General features: G+C 37.2%; 12 protein-coding genes. 10 read left to right on the forward strand and 2 right to left on the reverse strand.

The genetic code is table 11. From position 1 onward, the window contains the following. Positions 1 to 176 precede the first annotated feature (176 nt). Entirely contained in the window at positions 177 to 1,133 is a 957-nt protein-coding gene (locus IR083_RS14240) for a glycoside hydrolase family 43 protein (protein ID WP_194224821.1), read from the reverse strand. 297 nt (positions 1,134 to 1,430) lie between these two features. On the opposite strand from IR083_RS14240, the gene IR083_RS14245 reads away from it, so the two are divergent. From IR083_RS14245 to IR083_RS14280, 8 genes are all read left to right on the forward strand, one after another. After that, the gene (locus IR083_RS14245) at positions 1,431 to 5,456 is read left to right on the forward strand and encodes a hybrid sensor histidine kinase/response regulator transcription factor (protein WP_194224822.1); all 4,026 of its coding nucleotides are present in this window, start codon (positions 1,431 to 1,433) and stop codon (positions 5,454 to 5,456) included. 340 nt (positions 5,457 to 5,796) lie between these two features. Continuing rightward, complete coding sequence (locus IR083_RS14250) at positions 5,797 to 6,588, forward strand: TetR/AcrR family transcriptional regulator (protein ID WP_194224823.1); 792 nt, start codon at positions 5,797 to 5,799, stop codon at positions 6,586 to 6,588. A gap of 497 nt (positions 6,589 to 7,085) precedes the next feature. After that, positions 7,086 to 7,961, forward strand: coding sequence for a hypothetical protein (locus IR083_RS14255; RefSeq protein WP_194224824.1), 876 nt, complete (start codon positions 7,086 to 7,088; stop codon positions 7,959 to 7,961). A 51-nt stretch (positions 7,962 to 8,012) separates the two neighbouring features. Beyond that, complete coding sequence (locus tag IR083_RS14260; RefSeq protein ID WP_006800046.1) at positions 8,013 to 9,071, forward strand: FimB/Mfa2 family fimbrial subunit; 1,059 nt, start codon at positions 8,013 to 8,015, stop codon at positions 9,069 to 9,071. A 71-nt stretch (positions 9,072 to 9,142) separates the two neighbouring features. Beyond that, positions 9,143 to 10,186 carry a hypothetical protein gene (locus IR083_RS14265; protein WP_194224825.1) on the forward strand — a complete coding sequence of 348 codons (1,044 nt, stop codon included), beginning with the start codon at positions 9,143 to 9,145 and terminating at the stop codon, positions 10,184 to 10,186. A gap of 22 nt (positions 10,187 to 10,208) precedes the next feature. After that, complete coding sequence (locus IR083_RS14270) at positions 10,209 to 11,792, forward strand: hypothetical protein (RefSeq protein WP_194224826.1); 1,584 nt, start codon at positions 10,209 to 10,211, stop codon at positions 11,790 to 11,792. A 15-nt stretch (positions 11,793 to 11,807) separates the two neighbouring features. Beyond that, positions 11,808 to 12,362: a DUF3575 domain-containing protein gene (locus tag IR083_RS14275; RefSeq protein ID WP_006800043.1), complete on the forward strand. Its 555-nt coding sequence runs from the start codon at positions 11,808 to 11,810 to the stop codon at positions 12,360 to 12,362. 13 nt (positions 12,363 to 12,375) lie between these two features. After that, positions 12,376 to 13,845 carry a DUF3868 domain-containing protein gene (locus IR083_RS14280; RefSeq protein ID WP_194224827.1) on the forward strand — a complete coding sequence of 490 codons (1,470 nt, stop codon included), beginning with the start codon at positions 12,376 to 12,378 and terminating at the stop codon, positions 13,843 to 13,845. Between the two features lie 190 nt (positions 13,846 to 14,035). Here the strand turns inward: IR083_RS14280 and IR083_RS14285 are convergent, their stop codons facing one another. Then, on the reverse strand, positions 14,036 to 15,058 hold the full coding sequence (locus IR083_RS14285; protein ID WP_194224828.1) for a LacI family DNA-binding transcriptional regulator: 1,023 nt from the start codon (positions 15,056 to 15,058) through the stop codon (positions 14,036 to 14,038). An 870-nt stretch (positions 15,059 to 15,928) separates the two neighbouring features. Between IR083_RS14285 and IR083_RS14290 the strand changes: the two genes are divergently transcribed. Both IR083_RS14290 and IR083_RS14295 read left to right on the forward strand, forming a co-directional pair. Continuing rightward, the gene (locus tag IR083_RS14290; protein WP_194224829.1) at positions 15,929 to 18,583 is read left to right on the forward strand and encodes a family 78 glycoside hydrolase catalytic domain; all 2,655 of its coding nucleotides are present in this window, start codon (positions 15,929 to 15,931) and stop codon (positions 18,581 to 18,583) included. Between the two features lie 109 nt (positions 18,584 to 18,692). Then, positions 18,693 to 21,839, forward strand: coding sequence for a SusC/RagA family TonB-linked outer membrane protein (locus tag IR083_RS14295; RefSeq protein WP_194224830.1), 3,147 nt, complete (start codon positions 18,693 to 18,695; stop codon positions 21,837 to 21,839). Positions 21,840 to 21,847: the final 8 nt, after the last annotated feature.

Raw genomic sequence — 21,847 nt, forward strand, 5'->3', positions numbered from 1 at the left:
AAGTATAAAGGTTCTTCTTTCTGGTATTCTTTAAATGAAGTTTCAAAGGAAAATAATTATGAATGAAACAGGTAAAACAACCTGTGCATTAAAAGAAAAATTCCGGTCAACACGACCTCGTTGGCTAAAAAACACCATTTTTTATTCTATTTTTTACATTCCCGTACAGATAAATATCATTCAATGGTTACTACTACAGGCTTCAAAATATCACCGTGTACCTGCATAACCGGCACTTCTTCATTCGTAAACCGAACAGAAGAAATATACATATGTCTCGGATGGATCTTTTCCTGATTGTTATGAGCATGGAATACAATTCTCAACTGCCCTTCTTTATCTTTAAACATAGCACTATGTCCTACACCAACAAGAGTGTCCGGCTTTTGGAGAATCGGGTTTTTGTCATATTTTGTCCAAGGGCCCACAGGAGAAGTAGCTGTAGCATAACCTACTCCATAAAAAGGACTTTCGTAGCTGTTTCCTGAATAAGTCATATAATATATACCATCATGTTTAGTAACAAAAGCGCCTTCGTTGACACGTGGATGTACCTCTTCCCATGACTGGGATACATTGATACATTTTGCTAAAGTTGGGAGCTTGATAGTTTTAAGATCCTCCTCCAGTTCGGCCACCCATATATTAAGTCCGTCGTTAAAACGGTCGAAGTACAAATACGGTTTTCCATCATCGTCGATAAACAATGAATTATCTATACATTTTTCATCTGCAATCATTGGTTGTTTCTCATCCTGTACAAAAGGGCCCAAAGGAGAATCGGAGACAGCCACACAAATATGTTCATCTGCCGAATAATACATGAAAAATTTATTTTTTTCTTTTATATAATATACTTCGGGAGCCCAAAACCAGCGCTCACCCCATGAATCATTCTGATGTAAGGCCAGCGACTCAGCTTTTTTCCAATGTACCAAATCGGCAGACGTATATACTTCTATACCTTCTTTGGCATGTGTACCATATACATAGTAAACATTTTCATAAAGCATAATAAAGGGGTCTCCAAGAGAGATAGCCTCGACCTTTTCTTGTTTGATTGTTCCATTATTCTGACAGGATGCAAAGCCAAAACTAAACAATACGGCTATCAGGACGTTGAGTATTTTCATTTTATCAGATCTTTTTTCGTTTTTCAATATTGTTTGATAATTTTCTCTTTTTCTGATCTCTTTATATACTGGATACAATTAAAATTCAGGGAGAAAAAAACTATGCACAAATTTAGCAGGAGCAAAATATGCCTGAGAACACTTTTAAAATAAAAAGAGTAAAAATCGGTCAACAAAGCCCGTTTGACCAAAAATTATCATACATTGGTTATTTTTTATCACAAATATGCTCGGCTGCTTACATTACCGATTCATATATAAAGTAATTTTACCTTATCAAAAAATGTTTGTATAGATATGAGCGTCCTTAAATATATCATCCTATTACTATTTCTCGCAATTAATTTGTCTCTGTTCTCCCAAATTGAATCAGATTTTCATTTCAAAAAAATACAAGTTGATGAAGGTTTGTCCGAGAATGCAGTTTATTGTATACTACAAGATTCGAAAGGATTCATGTGGTTCGGGACAAAAGACGGGCTAAACCGGTTTGATGGAAATAACTTTCGTGTTTTCCGGCATAGTGTAGAAAAAACGAATTCAATAGGAAATAATTTTATACGATGCCTCATAGAAGGAAATGACCGGAATCTTTATATCGGCACCGATGCAGGATTATACATAATGGATCCGGTGGAAGAAACATTTAAAAAAGTTTCCGGAGCGTCAAATAATGAAAAGAATTATTTGACGTCTGCTGTCAATGCCCTTTACCAGGACCAGGCCGGTGATATCTGGATAGCATCTATGAATCAGGGTATATTCAAATATAATCCTAAACAAAAAAAACTTTCGAGAGTAGAGCTTTCGAGACACAATTTGGATAACAACGCCAGTTGGGTGATATATGGAGACTTATCCGGAAACATTTGGGTGGGGACTCGGCTCGGCTTACTTAGATACAACAAGGAAACGAACAAACTAGACCCTATAGAGTCTATGTTTGGTTTCTCTGAGAATTTTTCTTACGAAACTTTATCCATCCTGGAAGACAACAAAGGCAATTTGTGGCTGGGCACCTGGTCCAATGGGCTCTGCCTGTACGACAAACAATCGAATAGTCATATATCGTACCTTGGGCGCAACGATATATTTCAGTATGTAACACATATCAGAGCTATTTTTCAATATGATGACAGATCCTTATATATTGGTTCGGATGACGGATTGTATCTATTCGATTTGGAGACAAAAAAAGCCAAGAGAATAGATATGCCTCAATTACAGCATAGCCTTAGCGACCAAAATGTATATTCTATCTATAAGGATAAGGAAAACGGGATATGGATAGGAACTTATTTTGGAGGAGTTAACTATCTGAACCCATCTCAATTAAATATTGAGACTTATTATCCGGACCGCCGCCCCGGAACATTGTCGGGAAAAGCGATCAGTCAGTTTTGTGAAGATCAGTTCGGCAATTTATGGATTGCAACCGAAGACGGAGGGATAAATTATTTCAACTCTGTAACCAAAAGTATCAGTCAGCCAATAACAACATCTTATCACAACACGCATGCGTTGCTATTAGATGGAGATAATTTATGGATCGGGACATTTTCGAGAGGTATAGATGTATATAATACCAAAACCAGGTCTTTGACTAACTATAATAGTATAAGTGGAAACAAAAATACATTAAATGATAATTGTGTTTTTTCATTATATAAAACCAGTAACGGAGATATTTATGCCGGCACTCCGGTAGGATTAAATAAATATAACAAGGCCACCAATAGTTTTACCCCCATAGAATCCATTGACGGTTTTATCTACGATATAAAAGAAGATCATTACGGAAACCTGTGGCTGGCAACATATGGCGGTGGTGTTATAAAACTGGATATTAAAACGAATAAATGGATATATTATGATGCTATTCTAGATAGTGAGAATCCCATCGTAAAAAGTAAACTAACCAGTGTGTATATAGATAGTCAGAGAAGAATTCTTTTCTCTAGCGAAGGAAAGGGTATTTTTATTTATGATGCAAAAAGAGATAATTTCTCAAATATATCCGAATCGGATGGTTTGCCTAACAATGTCGTTTATGGCATCCTCGATGACCCTTTTGGAAATCTATGGATCAGTTGTAATAAAGGGTTAGCATGTTTTAACTTGTCAGCACCTCAGAATTCCATATTGTACAATAAAGAAGATGGACTACAAAGCAATCAGTTTAATTACAAGTCAAGTTATAAGACCAAGAACGGAAAATTTTATTTTGGTGGTATAAACGGCTTTAATTCCTTTTATCCTCAAGATCTCAATGCAAACAAGAATATAGTAGTGCCTCCTGTAGAGATTACCGGAATAAGTCTATTCAGCAATTCTGATTCTGAAATGGAAGACGAAATACAAATTAAATTAAACAAGGGACAAAAAATAACACTGCCATACAATAAATCATCCTTTACAATATCATACGTCAGCCTTAGCTATGTTACTCAGACAAAAAATCAATATGCCTATAAACTGGAAGGAGCTGATACAGATTGGAATTACACAGGGAATAATAAAAGCGTGACATATGTCAATCTGCCTTATGGAAAATATTGCTTCTGGATAAAAGCAACAAATAATGATGGTTTATGGAACGAGACCGGAGCCAAAATAGAAATAGAAATACTTCCTCCATTCTGGCTTTCTCTACCGGCAAAGGCATTATACTTCATAATACTTATATCTTTAGTGTATATTGTCATGTCTTATTATTGGGCTAAGGATAGGAAGAAACGGCTACAACAACTGGAAGCATACAAAACCGAACAGGAAACCTTGGCATTCAAGTCGAAAATAGATTTCTTTACAACCATAGCTCACGAAGTAAGAACCCCGTTAAGCCTTATTACAGCACCATTGGAAGAGGTTATTAATACAAACGAAGATAATAGTGAGACTAAACAAAACCTTCTCATAATAGAAAAAAACTGTAATCGCTTAACCGTACTGATCAATCAATTACTCGATTTCAGAAAGATGGATTCCACTGTATATGTTGTAAATCCCGGGGACATTAACCTGAAAGAATTTATTTATGAGCTATATGAGCGTTTCAAAAAAACTGCTCAACGAAAACAAATAGACTTTATATTAAATTTACCTCAGGATAAAGAAATCAGGATAAATGCCGATGCCGATGCTTTGACAAAAATAATCGGCAATTTATTGACAAATGCGTTGAAATACACTAAAAACCAAATTATATTATCTTTAGCCTGTAACAGTGATAAATCATACACCATAACTGTCGAAGATAATGGAAGAGGGATATCCGACGACCATAAATCGCTGATATTCGATCCGTTTTTTCAGGTCCAGACTGAGGATCGTAATATCGGAACAGGCTTGGGATTGGCACTAGTAAAAAATCTGACCGATATCCTGGGAGGAACTATCGATGTAGCGGACAGGAAGGATGGAGGAACGGTATTCATTTTCCAATTTTCCGATATAGAACCATCATTTGAGAAGACACCATCTGTATTACCTGATCAATCTATAGCTCTTACAACCGAAAATGCACCCCACACAGAAGCAGGATACCAATTTTCAATCCTGATTATTGAAGATAATTCCGAGATGGCTCTATTTATAAAAAAGACTTTACTTAGCGATTATATAGTTGATTCTGCTCCAGATGCCACAATAGCATTATCTCTACTTGAAGAAAAGAGTTACGATGTCATTATATCGGACATAATGATGCCGGGTATAGATGGCATTTCTTTTACAAAGAAACTAAAGTCAGATATTAATTATAGCCATATTCCTCTGATATTATTATCTGCCAAAACAGAGAATGCTGTCAAAATAGAAGGATTGCTTTCCGGAGCCGACGTATTTATAGAGAAACCCTTCTCCACCTCTTTTCTCAAGGCCCAAATCCTAAGCCTGCTCGAGAATCGCAAAGCAATGCTGGAAGCGTTCAACCGTTCTCCATTAACATCCTATTCAGTTCTTGTCTCCAACAAAAATGACGAAATATTCCTCAACAAACTAAATGAAGAGATAGAAAAACACATATCGGAAGAAAACTTTTCCGTGGAATCGCTGACCGGTATACTCAATATCAGCCGTTCCAACCTGCAACGAAAACTGAAAACAATAAGCGGAGTAACCCCGGGTGATTATCTGCGAAACTACCGTCTAAGGAAGGCTTGCAAGTTACTGATAGAAACTGATATGCGAATCAATGAGGTTGCTTACAGTATAGGATTCAATTCTCCATCTTATTTTACGAAAGTCTTTCAGAAAAATTACAACATGTTACCTAAAGAATTCGTAAACAAGCATTTAAACGAAGGAAAGGATAAAATGTAACCAACTTTATCACAAAGACATAATCTCTATAATTTAATATCACCTAAAACAGAAAAGATAACAGATACCAGAAGTATGCCAGATTCTTACCGTATGAAGGCCTTAACCAATAATTTAACAAAATAATAGTTAGTATACATATTATTACGGAAATCTATCATTGTGTAATTATTGACTTATCAAAATTAATACTATTTTTGCAACTGTATATTGTAAATAAGACGACCCATTAAATAATTTACCTTTTGGCATTTGCACTAAGAACAAATGCAGCAATACTGTTTCCGTAGCATTTACAATTTAATGTTATATTAATTTAGATTGTCATAATACTGCACGTATGAGCAATAAGGCAAGAGAGAATGTAGCTGACTCTGCAAAGAAAAGGTACCGTAGGACTAAAAAAGACATTGAACAATCCCTGTTCGATGCTGCTATTACATTAATCGAAAATATCGGATTTAACAATCTCACGGTCAAAGCACTTAGCCAGGAAGCCAAAATAGATCCGCCTGTATTCTATAACAGGTATAAAGATATGAACGATTTTCTGGAAAAATTTGTTCGTAATTATGATTATTGGCTAAATGATAATATAAAATTCAATCAGGACAATCTTCATCCGGTAGTAAACGCCTATACTACCATAAATGCTATTGCAGAATCGCTATTGAATGATATTTGTATGCAAAGGCTAATAGCATGGGAGATAAATGAAAAAAATTATATTACCCAACGAACTGCACAAAACAGAGATATTAGTTCTAAGTATATAATGAACTTTTTTGACGAAAAGTTCAAGAATTGCGATATCAATTTTTCACATGCATCCTCACTTATAATAGGTGGGATAATATTCCTGATTTTACATCGGGGAGCAGGCACATTTAACTCCATAGATTATACTGAACAAAAAAATATTACAGAGCTAAAATCCAGTATAGAAAAAATAATACTCAAAATATTTGATGATTATGAAGAAGAGGCACCCTCTGCTGATGTTCCTCCATCAAAACAACAAGCTGTAAGCATTGCAAAAAAACTAATAAAAAATAATGTTGAATATGATATTATAAAAATATCGACAGGATTAGGTGATAATATATTAGAAAAACTATATAAGAATTATTAGACTACCTTTCCCCATATAGAAACTACATATCACAAAAACTATATATCAGATCAGTTTCGTCGACTGTATAAAATTCAAGAATAAACTTTCCACAATAGGTGCTATATTCACTTCCATAGAGCTATTAACACTAATGGCTAAAGATTATATATTTTAGAAAAGGATCTATTTAACTAGATTCATCTATTTATTCCGGAATAATAAAACAAATTATATATAATATACAATATATTAAACAAGCTTACAAAACCAATATCTATTTGTAAAATAAATATTTTATATAAAAAAACAAATATCTGTTATATAACATATTATATTAACAAAATAGTCCCACAGATATCTGTAGATAATATCACATATACGCAATTATAGTTATTCATAATATGAATCATAAAAAACTACTATTTTTTATATATTCATGAATAAACAAATTAAATACAATTGATGTTAATAGCTAATAAAAAGTATAAGATATTCACGACCTAAAAACTTGTACGATGAGAGTAACCATATGCTTGCTATTTTCTATTTCACTCCTTGCTTCATGTGTCAGAGAATCCCTACCAGAATGCCCTTATCAGTATAACATACAGCTAGTTGTAAAAGACAAGAACTACCTCAATAATTCGGGAACAGAAGGAAATATTGTTGACGAAAATCTGCCTTTCAACCAATATATCTCTAATATATACTATACATTAGAGAATATCAAAACAGGTAATACAAATATAAAGTCACCTATAAATAAAATATTGGGAGAAGAGAAAAACACAAATATAATTCTGGACCATATGCCCGACGGACAATACCTGCTGACTGTATGGGGAAATGTAAATGAGTCTGTGATAGAAACTCTTGCTTTACATACTGATAATACAGAAAGTACTGATATATACCTTGGCTCTGCCACATTGAATATCATAAACGGATTAGCACAAGATACTATTTTAGGAATGGACCGGACAAAGGGCAAGCTATCAGTAAAGATGAATAATCTTCCTGAGTCTATTGTTAAAATAGATCAAAACATATCAAATATCTACAAATATGTAAATGCACAGCGATTGTATAGGGATATGGCAAATGTAAAAACCACATTCCGAAAAAGCACACAAGTATTAGACAAAACATCTACATATCTGGCTCCTACACTCAACAACGAAATATCTAAATTAACCATCTCTTTTTATACAACAGACAATTCTTCCCCAACACTGACTCTGCCTTCTATAGATTTGGAAATCAACAGGAACAACATAACAGAAGTCACAGTCAATTATAATTCCACACAGGATGAAATCGAAATATGGGTCTACATTGATAGTGAATGGACTCTTGTAAAAAAACTGAATATAAGTGAAATCGAAATATAAGATTACAAACAATTAGTTATTTATCAGGTTTAATTTTAATTTTTTATTGTTATGAAAAAGACTTTTTTTCTGCTTTTTGCAAGTGTCGCCTTTTTTGCTTGCTCTAGTGACGAACAAACTATAGACAATGGGCAAGACCCCGAAGGCTTAGTATTTGAAATTGCTGCAAAAACACAGCTTTCTACAACCAAAGCCGGAACCCCTGTATATAGCCAGGATGCATCACAAAGTGTTACACGTGTATCTGTTCACGCCTTCAAAAGTAATGGTACGGACTATCTCTATGTAAAAACATATGATATTTCAGACTGGACTGCAGGCTCTACATTCAAACGCTATGCTGTACCAATTGGAGACAAATTAGACGCCGGCGATTACAAATTCCTTGCAATAGGACGTGATGCATCAGATTTATACCAGTTACCAACATTGGGCTCCACCACCAAAATAGAAGATGTAACAGCAACTATCACAGCATCAGGCGACGAATCCGAAATATTTGCAGGAACAGTTCAGGCACAAGTATTATCGCAAGGTACACGCGTCAGCCTCACTATGACCCGCAAAATAGCGGGTATTCTGGGATACTTCAAAAATGTACCACAGATGCTGGATGGTAAAACAGTAAGATACCTCCGTCTGTCTGCCAGTGCAGGCAATAAAGTCGTAAACCTGGGATCTGGAATCGGTTCTACATCTGCAACTACCTACAATATAATCAACATTGACCTAAGCACACAAAGCGTTGCAAATGAGATGTATTCCGGCAATGACTTATCTTCTGCAGGAATTGTAAAATTGCCAAATTCTCAATTAAGCGGAGCATATATGATACCGGTAAGCGGAATTACACTAACCCTTGGTTTGTACGATGCTGCCAATGCCGTGATCAAAACATGGTCGGTAAGAGATGGTGCTTCCAGTACATTTAATATTACAGCTAATCACTTCTATTCATTAGGAGTAAAACATAAACCGGGAACAACAACAGGATCAGACCCTGGCGATCCGGGAGATGACGACGATGCTATTGACTTATTACAAGACCAAGCTATAACAATCACTATAGACCCGGCCTGGAATACAATACATCCGTTAACAATACAATAAACAATAAATAAATGAGGCTGCCTGAAAGGAACATCTGCTTTTGGGCAGCCCCATAAAACGACAAAGCCGTTATGAATAATAATATCTGTTTCAAATACGCAAAATGGCAGTGCTTACTATGGAGCATTGCAATTTTAATGCTCTCAGGATGCTCTCAGAATGAAATTGCTGAAGAACCAGACCGACAGATAATATCTGTACCTGTCGAAATAACCGGCTTGCAAACTAATAAGGAAAAATCGATAGAAACACAGCCATATACAGTCAATAGAGTATTACTGCTCCCTTTCAAAAAAATAGATGAAGGTATCTCTGCCAACAACGAAAGCAATTTTGCTCCTGACTATACAGCAGCCAGACAGGTAAATGTAAACGCACTGACTTCATATATGACAATGTTGAATCTTTCAGCCAACTCTACTTATAAAATACTGGTAATAGGATACAATCAGAACGATTATAACTTTAACGACCAGAGCAACGTAAACAATAAATTCAGTCTAGGTTCAGTAAGTAACCCTACCCTATTGAACAATATACAATTACTTACAAAATCAGCAGCATCTGTACCTGAATTTTTCATTGCGACATGCCAATCCTACAACAACACAAATGTTATCGGAGAATATTTTAAACCCTCACAAATAAAAACATTAAAGGGCAACTTAACTCGTCTTGTTAGTGGCCTTAACATAGAAATAACAAATATTCCTACCTATGTTACTTCTATCACTCTAATTGCAGAAAAACTTGTAAAAGGCATACAACCAGTCAGCACTATCGCAACCGTTGTCCAATCGGCTAGCGATGCTGACAATCTTAAAACATTTTCGACACAAATTCCGGCATCGGCAAAAGTGAGTTTCAATCATTATCTTCTGCCGACACTGGATATAAATAAAACTAAACTTTACCTGGATATAAAATATGGTATTTTCACAGAGAGATATATCATTAAAGTACCCGATACGAACGGAGTATCGTCCGGAAACAGCATAACCTTTTCGCCTAATCATGTTGTAAAAATATCCGGAAATTATTCGAACATAAATATCGGGTTTGTCCTAAGCTATAGTATAAACCTGGACGACGACAACTGGGACGGCATACAATAATTCGGATAAAACAAAGTAGCATATGAAAACAAAGATATTACTATTCAGCATATTAACATCGCTTTTCTTGACTAGCTGCGACAACCGGGAAACGGATGACTTAATCGATATAGATGAAAAAGAAACCCCAACTTCGAACAGTCAGGTTCCTGAGGGACATTTTGTAGTCAACTTCGCGACTTCAACTTTTGATATACAGACAAAAGCAGCCGTAACCGGTCCCGACACAAGGGTACAACATATCCGTTATGTAATCTACAAATCGACCGGAGAATATGTAAAAGAAAAAACAGTACTATTACCGGCTCAGGGTACTCCTACGTGGCCTCTTGCTGTAGTAAGAGATACTTTGCCCAAAGGCAGTTACAAAGTGATATTCCTCGGAAATGTGGAAAAGACTTTGTTTCCTTATGCAACAAGCGGCTCATCTCAAAATTATGCGGATATTTTGTTAAATTATAAAACAACATATGCAGATGCCCGCATTGCACTTCCTCCGGTTGAATTCTCCAATAATGCAGAATACTATTGGGCCAGAGCATCTTTCTCCGATGCAGCACCCAACCCTAATATTTTATTACAACGGATAATAGGGATGTTGAGACTGCACCGGAATTTCGTTGACACGAATGATGCCGTAAACAAACTGGTTCAGAATATACTTACACAAGTAGGTTACAGAAATATAATAAAAACAGCTTTAACCGGGTCGTTAGCGAATCATTCAGATGGTATCTTGTATCCTTTGCTACGCCCCATACTGGTAAACCAACTGACCGGACTGCTGACTGCAGTCATCGACCCGCTGCTAAATCAACTTATTTTGGATTTAGCCGACCCTATAGCGAATGCTTTATACGATCAATTAGCACAGTCGCTTATCAATCAGATAGAACTAGCACTGGCTGCGAACGCCACAGGAAACGAAACAGGGCTTGCCTATCTGGGCCGGATATTGAATCCCTGGGCATATGGAGCCGAAGCTATTGTTACTATAGATAATTTCCCCAAGACAACAGACTTTGATCTTAACGTCAAAGACTATTACCCTGTAGGGCAAAGATTCAAATACGGACTAAAGACCGATACAGGTGGTACTGTAAATGACAGATTCGTAGCCATCAAAGGTCTTAATGGAAATTACGATGTTAAGAAGATAGACATACTGGCACAAGGATTAGTAGCCGGACTGGTAATAGATCAGGTTATTGACAGTAATCTGCTTCTGCCGGGAGCATTCATGGATATATCGGATCCGGTTTCGGCAACAGGTTCTAAAACCAATCTGAGATATAGAGCTGATTATTCATTCTTGGATTTACGCCTCAAATCATACACTCAGCAAACAGACGGCAATCACAGACTTACATTAACTGTAAAAATCGGTGATATCGCAAATATCGACGGAATCCTGGCAAATACAATCAGCACTGTTAAAAGTTTACCGGTACTTGGAGCTATAATAGGCCTTCTAACCAATGGCATCGTTAATTTAATTTTAGGTGATATCAAGGCCTTAACTGTTTCTGTGCCGGTCAATCTACCATTACTTGGCGTTGACAATCTAACTATAAGCGGAAGCTGGAGTACAGTCAATTCATACTAAATTAAAACAGAGAATATGAGAAAGATAATATTTATATCCCTTTTCATCTTGATTTTACCCCCATTACACGGACAAAACTTTGGCTTAAAAACAAATGTGCTGTATGATGTTACAACTACATTTAGTCTGGGCGCTGAGATCGGATTAAGCAAAAAAACATCTCTCGATATATCCGGAGCATATAATCCATGGGAATTTTCGGATGTGAAAAGAATGAAGCTGTGGTTGGTCCAACCCGAATTCCGGTATTGGTTTTGTGAAAGACTAAATGGGCACTTTCTTGGGCTGCATGCACACGCCGGGCAGTATAACTTCAGTGGTATAAATTTCTCGGAAAAGATGAAAAACGGGAACTATCAGGGTAACTTTTATGGAGGAGGAATAAGCTATGGTTACCAATGGATATTAAATAACCGGTGGGGGCTCGAAACTGCCATTGGCCTTGGATATACACATTTCAAATACGACAAATACCCGTGTGCCGAATGTGGTACGATAATCAAAAGTGATACTAAAGATTATTGGGGTCCGACAAAGGCTAGCATCAGCTTTATTTATTTCATATTTTAATTATATATTGTCTATGAAAAAGAAAAATATTTTCCTCTACATGCTGGCGATATTATTTTTCACCAATAATATTATTATAGCCCAACAAATTCACAATAATATACATGTGAGTGATGCTAAAGCCCGGCAAACCGGAAGCAGATTGGCTATAGAAATGACTGTAGATGCAAGCAAGGCCAAGTTACAATCAAACGAAGCAATCATACTGACTCCTGCGATCAAAGATGATAATAATATAATGGAATTGCCCAAGATTATAATCAAAGGAAATACCAGATATAAGGCCGACAACAGGGTCCGATTCTTTCATAAAAAAAATACAGACAATAATACAATCTTACTAAAGAAATCAGAGTCATCTAAAGTTAGCTATACCCAAAACGTCTCTTTTGAAGAATGGATGAGAACAGCGTCATTAACTATCAAACAAGAGGTTACTGGCTGTGCAGAGTGTAAGAAAAATGAAGATTGGGATAATATCGGTGATGGAATTATAGTGGAGAAAGTAAACATAAGCAAGCCTGAAATCAGATTTACTATTTCTTACATAACACCCAAAACCGAAGCAGTAAAGAACCGTGATTATGAGGGTTCTGCTTTTCTCGATTTTCAAGTTGGAAAATCGGTGGTAATTCCGGATTTTCGAAATAACTTTAAAGAACTAAGTAAAATTGAAGACATTCTAGGTCAATTGAAAAATGATAAAAATGCCACTATAACATCCATTAATTTATGCGGATATGCTTCTCCGGAAGGAGGCTATGAACTAAACAGCCGTCTGTCGGCCTCAAGAACCCAAGCCTTGAAAAATTATCTTCAAAACAGATATAGCTTTGACAATAGTTTATTTAATACCAACTCGGTAGCTGAAGACTGGGTTGGCCTGAAGAAAATTGTTGAAGAATTATATCTTCCGGATAAGGACAAACTAATGGAAATAATTAATTCATCCTTAGCTGAAGATGCTAAAGAGCAAAAATTAAAAGTTCAGGCTTCTTACAGAACACTTCTCAACGAACATTTCCCCACATTACGCAGAGTAGATTACAAACTTAACTATATAGTGCGGGCATTCAGTCTTGAAGAAGGTAAGGATATTGTGAAAACGAAACCCGGACAAATGAGTCTCAATGAAATGTTTCTTGTAGCAAACAGTTATGAAAAAGGGAGTGACGAATTTAAAGAAATATTCGATATAGCCGTCCGGGTGTTCCCTAAAGATATTATTGCCAACATAAACGCTGCGGCTATTGAACTGGAAAAAGGAGACACGGCTGCCGCTCACCGTTACCTTGATAAATATCAGGACATTCCTGATTCGTGGAATAATTTGGGTATCCTATATGCGCTTGAAGGAAATATGGATAAAGCCAAAGAACTTTTTCTAAAAGCTCAGATCAACGGTTCATCTGAAGCCTCTGGAAATTTAGAGAAAGTAAAGTTGTTAGAAAATTATGAGAAGGATATAAAAAATCAGAAATAAATTTAATTCAGCGAGTTGTTCTAATTCTTTGATCACAGCTTTTATATATCACATCGGCTTTACATTTTATTGACATCGCCTATATACCTGTTTTAAACAGATATATAGGCGATTTATTTCAAAATTGAGAAAAAAATAACCTTCACAAACACCGTTTATACGGATTATTTTTATTCCAGTTTTAATAAAACTAATTATTTAAATAAAGAGTACAAGGTAAAACAACTTTGTATTGTCCTTTTTCTCCCGATTGCTCATTCTTTTCCCGAATCTCTCCAAGTAAAATATCTATAGCGTTCTTGCCTATATCGGAAACCGGCATTCTTGCTATATTTATTTTTGGAGCTAATATTTTAAACAAAGATACTCCATGTATACATGCCAGTTGAAATTGCCTGTTAAAATCTATTCCTCTATTATTAAAATAAAGGAAAGCCTCCAAAGCAAGTATATGCGTGGTGAAAAAGAAACCATCTACATCCGGCACCTTTTCAAATATATTATCCAATATCTTCACTATTTTGGTCTCGTAATCTTCATATTCTACATTTCCTACCAGCGTGGGATTAAACTTGATTCCCGAATCTAATAACGCTTGTTTGTATCCCTCATTTCTCTCACCCATTGTCGTCAGATATGAGTTAGTTGTAATAAGTGCTATATTTTTACAGCCTCTACTCACAAGATGTTTTGTTAATTTGTAACTGCTTTCTTTATTATCAATAATAATATAGCTCGTCTCTAATTCAGGAAAATAACGGTCAAAGGTAACCAAGGGAAATTTCTCCAGCATAAGCCGCTCTATCTCTACTTTAGACCGCTTTGTCGGAGCTATAATAATCCCATCCACCCCTTTAGATTTAAACATCTGTATGACAAGCTCTTCTTTATTAAAATCAGATTCCGAACTTGCTATCATAAGAGAATAACCATGCAGATTGGCTTGATTTTCTATTTCTCTGGCTATGGAAGAATAGAAGAAATCGGATATGGAAGGCAAAATAAGGCCGATAGTCTTAGTCTGGCCTATATTAAGGCTCCGGGCTATTAAGTTAGGCTGATAATGTAACTCCTTAGCACAGTTCAGTACAATCTCCTGCGTATTCTTACTGATACCTTTTTTTTCTGCTTGTCCATTCAGCACCCATGATACTGTAGTTTTTGACAAGTTCAGTTTTTCTGCAATATCCTTGAGTGATGTTCTTTTTTTCATTTTCAATACGCAAATAAGATTGTTTATTCTATTGAACGGTTAAATATCGAATAATAACAAAACATATACAAGAAGATTAGATATTTAAATTAATAATTAATTTATCATTATTGTTCGTTACATTTCTCTTATCTGAATCCTGTTCATAGTATTCATATAGGAGCAGGTCCAATTTGTTTTATCAAAGATTCATCTTGTATATGATTACCGATATCATCCTGTGCATTAAAAGCCTAGAAGTGATTATCAATATTATTCCGCTATACAAATATAACATTCAATTTAGATTTCTACAAAAATAGACTATTTTACTTTCACGGTAAAATTAAAATTCCTTTTTTATTTATAAGAGATAAACCATATTTAAAAATGTAATCTGACAATATGATTCATATATTATTTACATATAACTTAAATATCTATATATCATAAGATTAAATACAATATTATTTTTTTAATATATGTTTCTTCATTTTTAACAAATGTTAATCACGAAAGAAATTCGATCTTATTGTTGGAATTATTAAAATAAGCATTAAATTTGCATTACTTAACCGATTAAGTTAATTGTAAGTTTATCAAAATAAGCCATTAGAGGTACCATGACCTATTTATGCAGGAGATTTTATTTACTTGAGATTAGGAAAAGTACTTTTGTGTGTATCACACAGTATATATAAGAAGTTATGAATGCCTATATTAAAAGCCATCATAATATATGAAAAATACAATAAAACCATAATTTAATAACTTTGAAACAATTTATTAGCGAAGAATCCTCACTTTTGCGGACAAGTATAAAATGAGATTTTATTTTTTTGAATATCATACTAAACCGTTAAAGTTAATTCACCATATAATAATAAGATTATGCCTAAATCTAAATCAATCCTAGCTGTTTTATTGTCGGCAAGCCTTCTTTTAGTTCTTGTAGTGCAATCATGTCGGACCAAAAGCGTCAAAATAGACAATTTAAGGTGTGAATATATGCATAACCCCATGGGGATCGATGTGTCCAGCCCACGTTTTACATGGAATTACGAAACAGCTTCCGGTCACGATTTCAAGCAGGAAAGTATCCAACTCCTTGTATCTAAAAGCCCGGACGCTCTTTCCGGCAAAGTTTCCGATAATGTATGGCGTTCTGAAATAATGAGCACAGAAGAATCTTTCATCACCACAGGCTCCGGCTATAAACTCGAACCAAACACCACTTATTACTGGCAAATCATAGCATGGGACAAAGAAAACAAACAGGAAATAACATCATCCATAGCTCAGTTTGAAACAGCCTTTATGCAGTCTTCAGACTGGCAGGCAAAATGGATATCGGACAGTGAAGCTATAGATAACCCGAGATCACCTATGTTGCGGAAACCTTTCGAAACAAGCGGTAATAAGCAAATAGAAAAGGCCAGATTATATATCAGTGCAGCAGGATATTACGATGTATCAATTAACGGAAACCCTGTCGATACATCCGTATTTTTGGCACCGGGATACACTCATTACGACAAACGCAACCTGTACAACACTTATGATGTAACCTCACATTTACAATCCGGTAAGAATGTCATAACATCCGTTCTCGGAAATGGATTCTACAATGCATTTGCTCCGGTTGCAACATGGAGTTTCGAACAGGCACGCTGGCGCAATCGCGCGTTGATGATCTGCGAATTACATATTACTTATACAGATAATACAAAAGATGTCATAGTATCTGACTCTACATGGAAAGTTTCCCCATCAGGGCCTTATACGCAAAACAATATTTATAGCGGAGACACGTACGACGCAAATAAAGAGATCGAAGGATGGGACAAACCTGCATTCGACGACTCTGCATGGCCACAGGCAAAAATAATGAAGGCTCCGTCAGAGCACCTGGTTGCTGAGACAGAACCCGTAATAAGAAAAGTAAAGAATATACAACCAGTAGCGGTAAAGTCTTTTGGCGACACTGTGTTTGTGTATGATTTTGGAGTGAATATGACAGGTACGTGCCAGCTGAAAGTAAAGGGCGAGAAAAACACAAGAATTGAAATGCAATATGGTGAACTCCTGAGACCTGACGGACTTATAGAAATGCGGAATCTCGATATCTATTACAAACCGCTTCCGGGACTGGCTTTCCAGACAGATGTCCTCATTCTTAACAGCAAAGAGCATGTTTTCACTCCTAAATTCTCATACAAAGGATTTCAGTATGTGGAGGTACGTTCAGACCGTCCGGTAAAACTCGATAAAACAAATATAACAGCGCTTAACTTCCATTCCGATCTGAAAAAAAACGGGCATTTCAGCTGTTCCAACGACTTGCTGAACCGGATATGGGAAGCCGCAAACAGGTCATATTTATCAAATATAATGAGTATCCCGACAGATTGCCCTCAACGTGAGAAAAACGGATGGACAGCAGATGCCCATATCACAATGGATCTCGGATTATTGAATTTCGACGGTATTCGTTTTTACGAAAAATGGATCGAAGATTTAATCGATAATCAAACTCCGGAAGGACGCATCTCCGGCATTATCCCAAGCTCCGGTTGGGGATATGACGATTGGATCGGCCCGGTGTGGGACGCAGCCATGTTTATTGTCCCAATGGCTCTATACGACTATTACGGAGACAAACAAAGCATAAGCAGAGTATATGATACTTGCCAGAAGTATCTGGCATATCTGGCAGCACGTGAAGACAAAGACGGCTGTGTCACCTATGGAATCGGAGATTGGGTACCATACAAGACCCAAACGCCGACTGAATATACGACATCGTGTTACTATTATCTGGATAATCTTTATATGTCCAAATTTGCTGATATACTGGGACGTGACGGGGCAGCCTATAAAGAAAAAGCTGACAGGCTGAAACAATTGATAAACAATAAATATTTCGATTCGCAGAAAAACACCTATGCCAATGGATCGCAGACTTCACAAGCATTAGCCCTTTATCTGGGAATAGTACCCGATGGACAGGAACAAGACGTAGCAGACAATTTGTACAGGATAGTAAAAGAAAACAACGGATATCTCGATTTTGGCGTATTAGGAAGCAAAACCGTACTGAGAATGCTATCAAAATACGGCTATGCGGATATGGCTTACCAGATGGCTTCTAAAGAAGATGAACCATCATGGGGAGCCTGGATAAAAAAAGGATTCAATACAATGCCCGAAACATGGACGCTATCCCCCGAATTCAGGGACGCGTCTATCAACCATATGTTTTTGGGAGATATCAATGCCTGGATGTACAATGTGTTGGCAGGCATAAACTATGACCCCGAGATTCCCGGATTTAAACACATACTTATCCGGCCTCACTTTGTAGAAGGTCTGGATTGGGTGAAAGGAGAATATAATTCAATCAAAGGACTTATCCGGTCCGAATGGAAACGCGAGGGGAGTAAAATCCGTCTGGAAGTAGAGATTCCCATCAATACTACCGCCACAATCGAAGTCATGGACAAGAAGATTCCTGTTGAAGGAGGTAAACATACATTCAAATTTTAAGAAATAAACAAATGAAAGGAGGTAAGGATATGAAAGTATAAGTAACCTGAATGCAAAAATATTAAAGGCAATTTACATCAGTAAAAAATAAATTAAATAATCTTCATCAATGAAAAACAAGCTTAATTGTTATCGAAAGGTATTTTTGGTAATGTTTATGTCCCTTTTGTTTATAAACATTGTACATGCTCAAAATATATCGACAAATGGCAATATAAAAGGATCCGTTTTTGACAAAAAAGGGGAACCTATTATTGGTGCAACAATAATAAACAGTATAACAAAGGCAGGGACCGTTACAGACCTTGATGGACTGTTTACTATTGCCGCACAACCGGGTGAAACGCTCACTATATCTTATATAGGTTTCAATTCCAAGACAGTACGGATTGGAACTGAAAAAGAATATCAAATAGTTTTAGAAGAAAATACCTCGCTACTGGATGAAGTCGTTGTTATCGGATATGCGACTCAAAAGAAGAAACTGGTAACAGGTGCGACATTACAGGTAGACGGGAACAGAATAAAAGAATTGCATACGCCTAATCCACTGACAGCCTTACAAAGTATGTCTCCGGGTATGCAGATAACCAAGACGTCCGGAGAACCCGGATCTTCATACAAAGTTTATATCCGGGGGATGGGAACTATCGGAAATGCCGATCCGCTCTACATCGTGGATGGTGTACCCGGAAATATATCGAATATAAATCCTGCGGATATCAAATCTATAGATGTATTGAAAGATGCGGCATCCGCTGCAATCTATGGAGCACGTGCAGCCAATGGCGTGGTACTGATAACCACACACCGCGGAGAAGGCGAAGACAAGGTGCGTATCGCTTACGATACATATCTGGGTTTTTCGAATGCTCCCGACTATAAATGGTACAGTGATGCTACCACACAGGCAATGCTGGATGATGAGTATTCGAAAAACACTTACGGGTACGGAATCAATTTTTCCCAGATGGTCCCTCACTGGGATAAAATACTATCGGGGGAATGGAAAGGTACCAACTGGTACAAAGAAATAAAGAACAAAAATGCGTTCTCGCAAAACCACTCTATAACAATATCGGGAGGAAGTAAAAAATCGTCCTATTTTACCAGCTTCTCATATTCATCACAGGAAGGTACTCTTGGCAAGCCTGTACAAACAAAACAGGATAGATATACTTTTCGTCTGAATGCAGACCAGACTCTTTTTTCCGCAAACGGACGGGATATCATACGCATGGGAGAAACAATCAATTTTGTGTACGCCAACAAAGACGGGTCGTTGAGCGGAAGATCTACCGAAGGCTTGGGCGCGCTAGGTATGATAATGGGAGGAAGCCCCTTTATGCCTATATATGACGACAATGGAAATTATCATGGACCTATTGCATATGCCCCATATGCTCCTAACCCGATTGCATATCTGGTGTATAACAGTAACAATACCAAAAAGAATTACCAGTTAAATACAAATGCATTTATAACAATCGAACCAATTAAGAATCTAGTATTCCGCTCAAATTTCGGTTTAACGATGGATGGTGAAGAAAGCCGGTCTTATATACCTAAATATAATCTGGCACCCGAATACACAAGCCAGGAAACAAAAGTAAGTCAGGATATATCACTGGGTTTTAGCCGCATGACGTTCGAGAATACCCTCAACTATAAATTCTCACTGGATGAAAACAAACATAACTTTGATGTATTAGCTGGTACGAGTGCCGAAAAAGGAGGCTTGGGAACAAGTGTTTCCGGATTTAATACCAACTCCATTTTCGAAGGGTTCAAATATGCCTATCTTATAAACACACCTAAAGTAAGCGAAACCTCGACACGCCTGGGTGGTTCGCCTTGGAGCAGGTCGGCATTGCTTTCATATTTCGGACGTATCAATTACGACTTCAAGGAAACCTATATGCTATCCCTTATTGCACGTTCCGATGGCTCTTCAAACTTCGCTCCGGGAAAACGCTGGGGATTCTTCCCTTCAGTTTCAGCCGGTTGGGTTATAAGCAACGAGAAGTTCATGGAGCCATTCAAAAAGCATCTTAATATGTTCAAGCTCAGAGCAAGTTGGGGGCAGAACGGAAATCAAGCAATCTCCCCATTCCAATATGTAGCAAAAATGCGGGTAGGCGGACAAAACACAGGTGATTATTCAAGTGTAGAGTACAGCTATTATTATCCGGGAGTGGATAAAAACAGTTATACGATTGCTTCATATCCGATCAACCTGCCCAATCCTAACATTACGTGGGAAACCTCGGAACAGCTAAATCTCGGCTTTGATGCCTTATTGCTGAAAAACAGATTATCATTCAATTTCGATTGGTATCGCAAGACAACAAAAGACTGGTTGGTAGCTGCGCCTGTACTTGGTTCATACGGAGCTAATGCACCCGATATAAACGGAGGGGATATAAGAAATACAGGTGTAGAATTAGCTGTAGTATGGAGAGACCAGATCAGTGATTTCAGCTATGATATAAACGTCAACTGGGCGTATAACAAAAACCGGGTAACCCGCATCGCTAACGAGGAAGGAATCATTCACGGCAGCGCGCGGACTGTCGGCACATGGAGCCCCGAATTCTATCGCGCGCAGGTAGGCTATCCTATCGGCTACTTCTGGGGTCTGAAAACCGATGGTATATTCCAGAATCAGGATGAGATCGACGCTTATCGCAATTCGAAAGGAGAGCTGGTTATGCCGAATGCGGTACCGGGCGACGTCAGATATGTGAATCAGAATGACGATGGCGAAATCAATGAAGAAGACCGTGTATTGATCGGTGACCCTAACCCCGACGGGATATTTTCTTTCTCATTCGGAGGAGCATGGAGAGGATTCGATTTCCGGGCATCATTCTCGGGTGTGTACGGCAACCAGATATACGGAGGCCAGCATGACCCGCTAGATCGCTGGCATGGAGAAGGCACTTCCAACAAGTGGCCAAGGCTGGGACAATCGGCATATACCAATATCGTTTCCGACCTTCATTTATACGATGGGGATTATATCCGGTTGAATGACCTTACCATCGGTTATGATTTCGCAACCTTACTAAAGAAACAAAATATCTTTTCTCAAGTACGGCTTTATCTTACAGGGCAAAACCTGTTTACATGGACAAAATATACAGGACTCGACCCGGAAATAGGCGCCGGCCCTACAGGATGGATGAGCGGTATAGATCATGGATTCTACCCGAACTCCCGTACATTCTTATTTGGTCTTAATCTCAAATTTTAAAATCTAAG

It is taken from the genome of Dysgonomonas sp. GY75 (assembly GCF_015234155.1).
GTDB lineage: Bacteria > Bacteroidota > Bacteroidia > Bacteroidales > Dysgonomonadaceae > Dysgonomonas > Dysgonomonas gadei.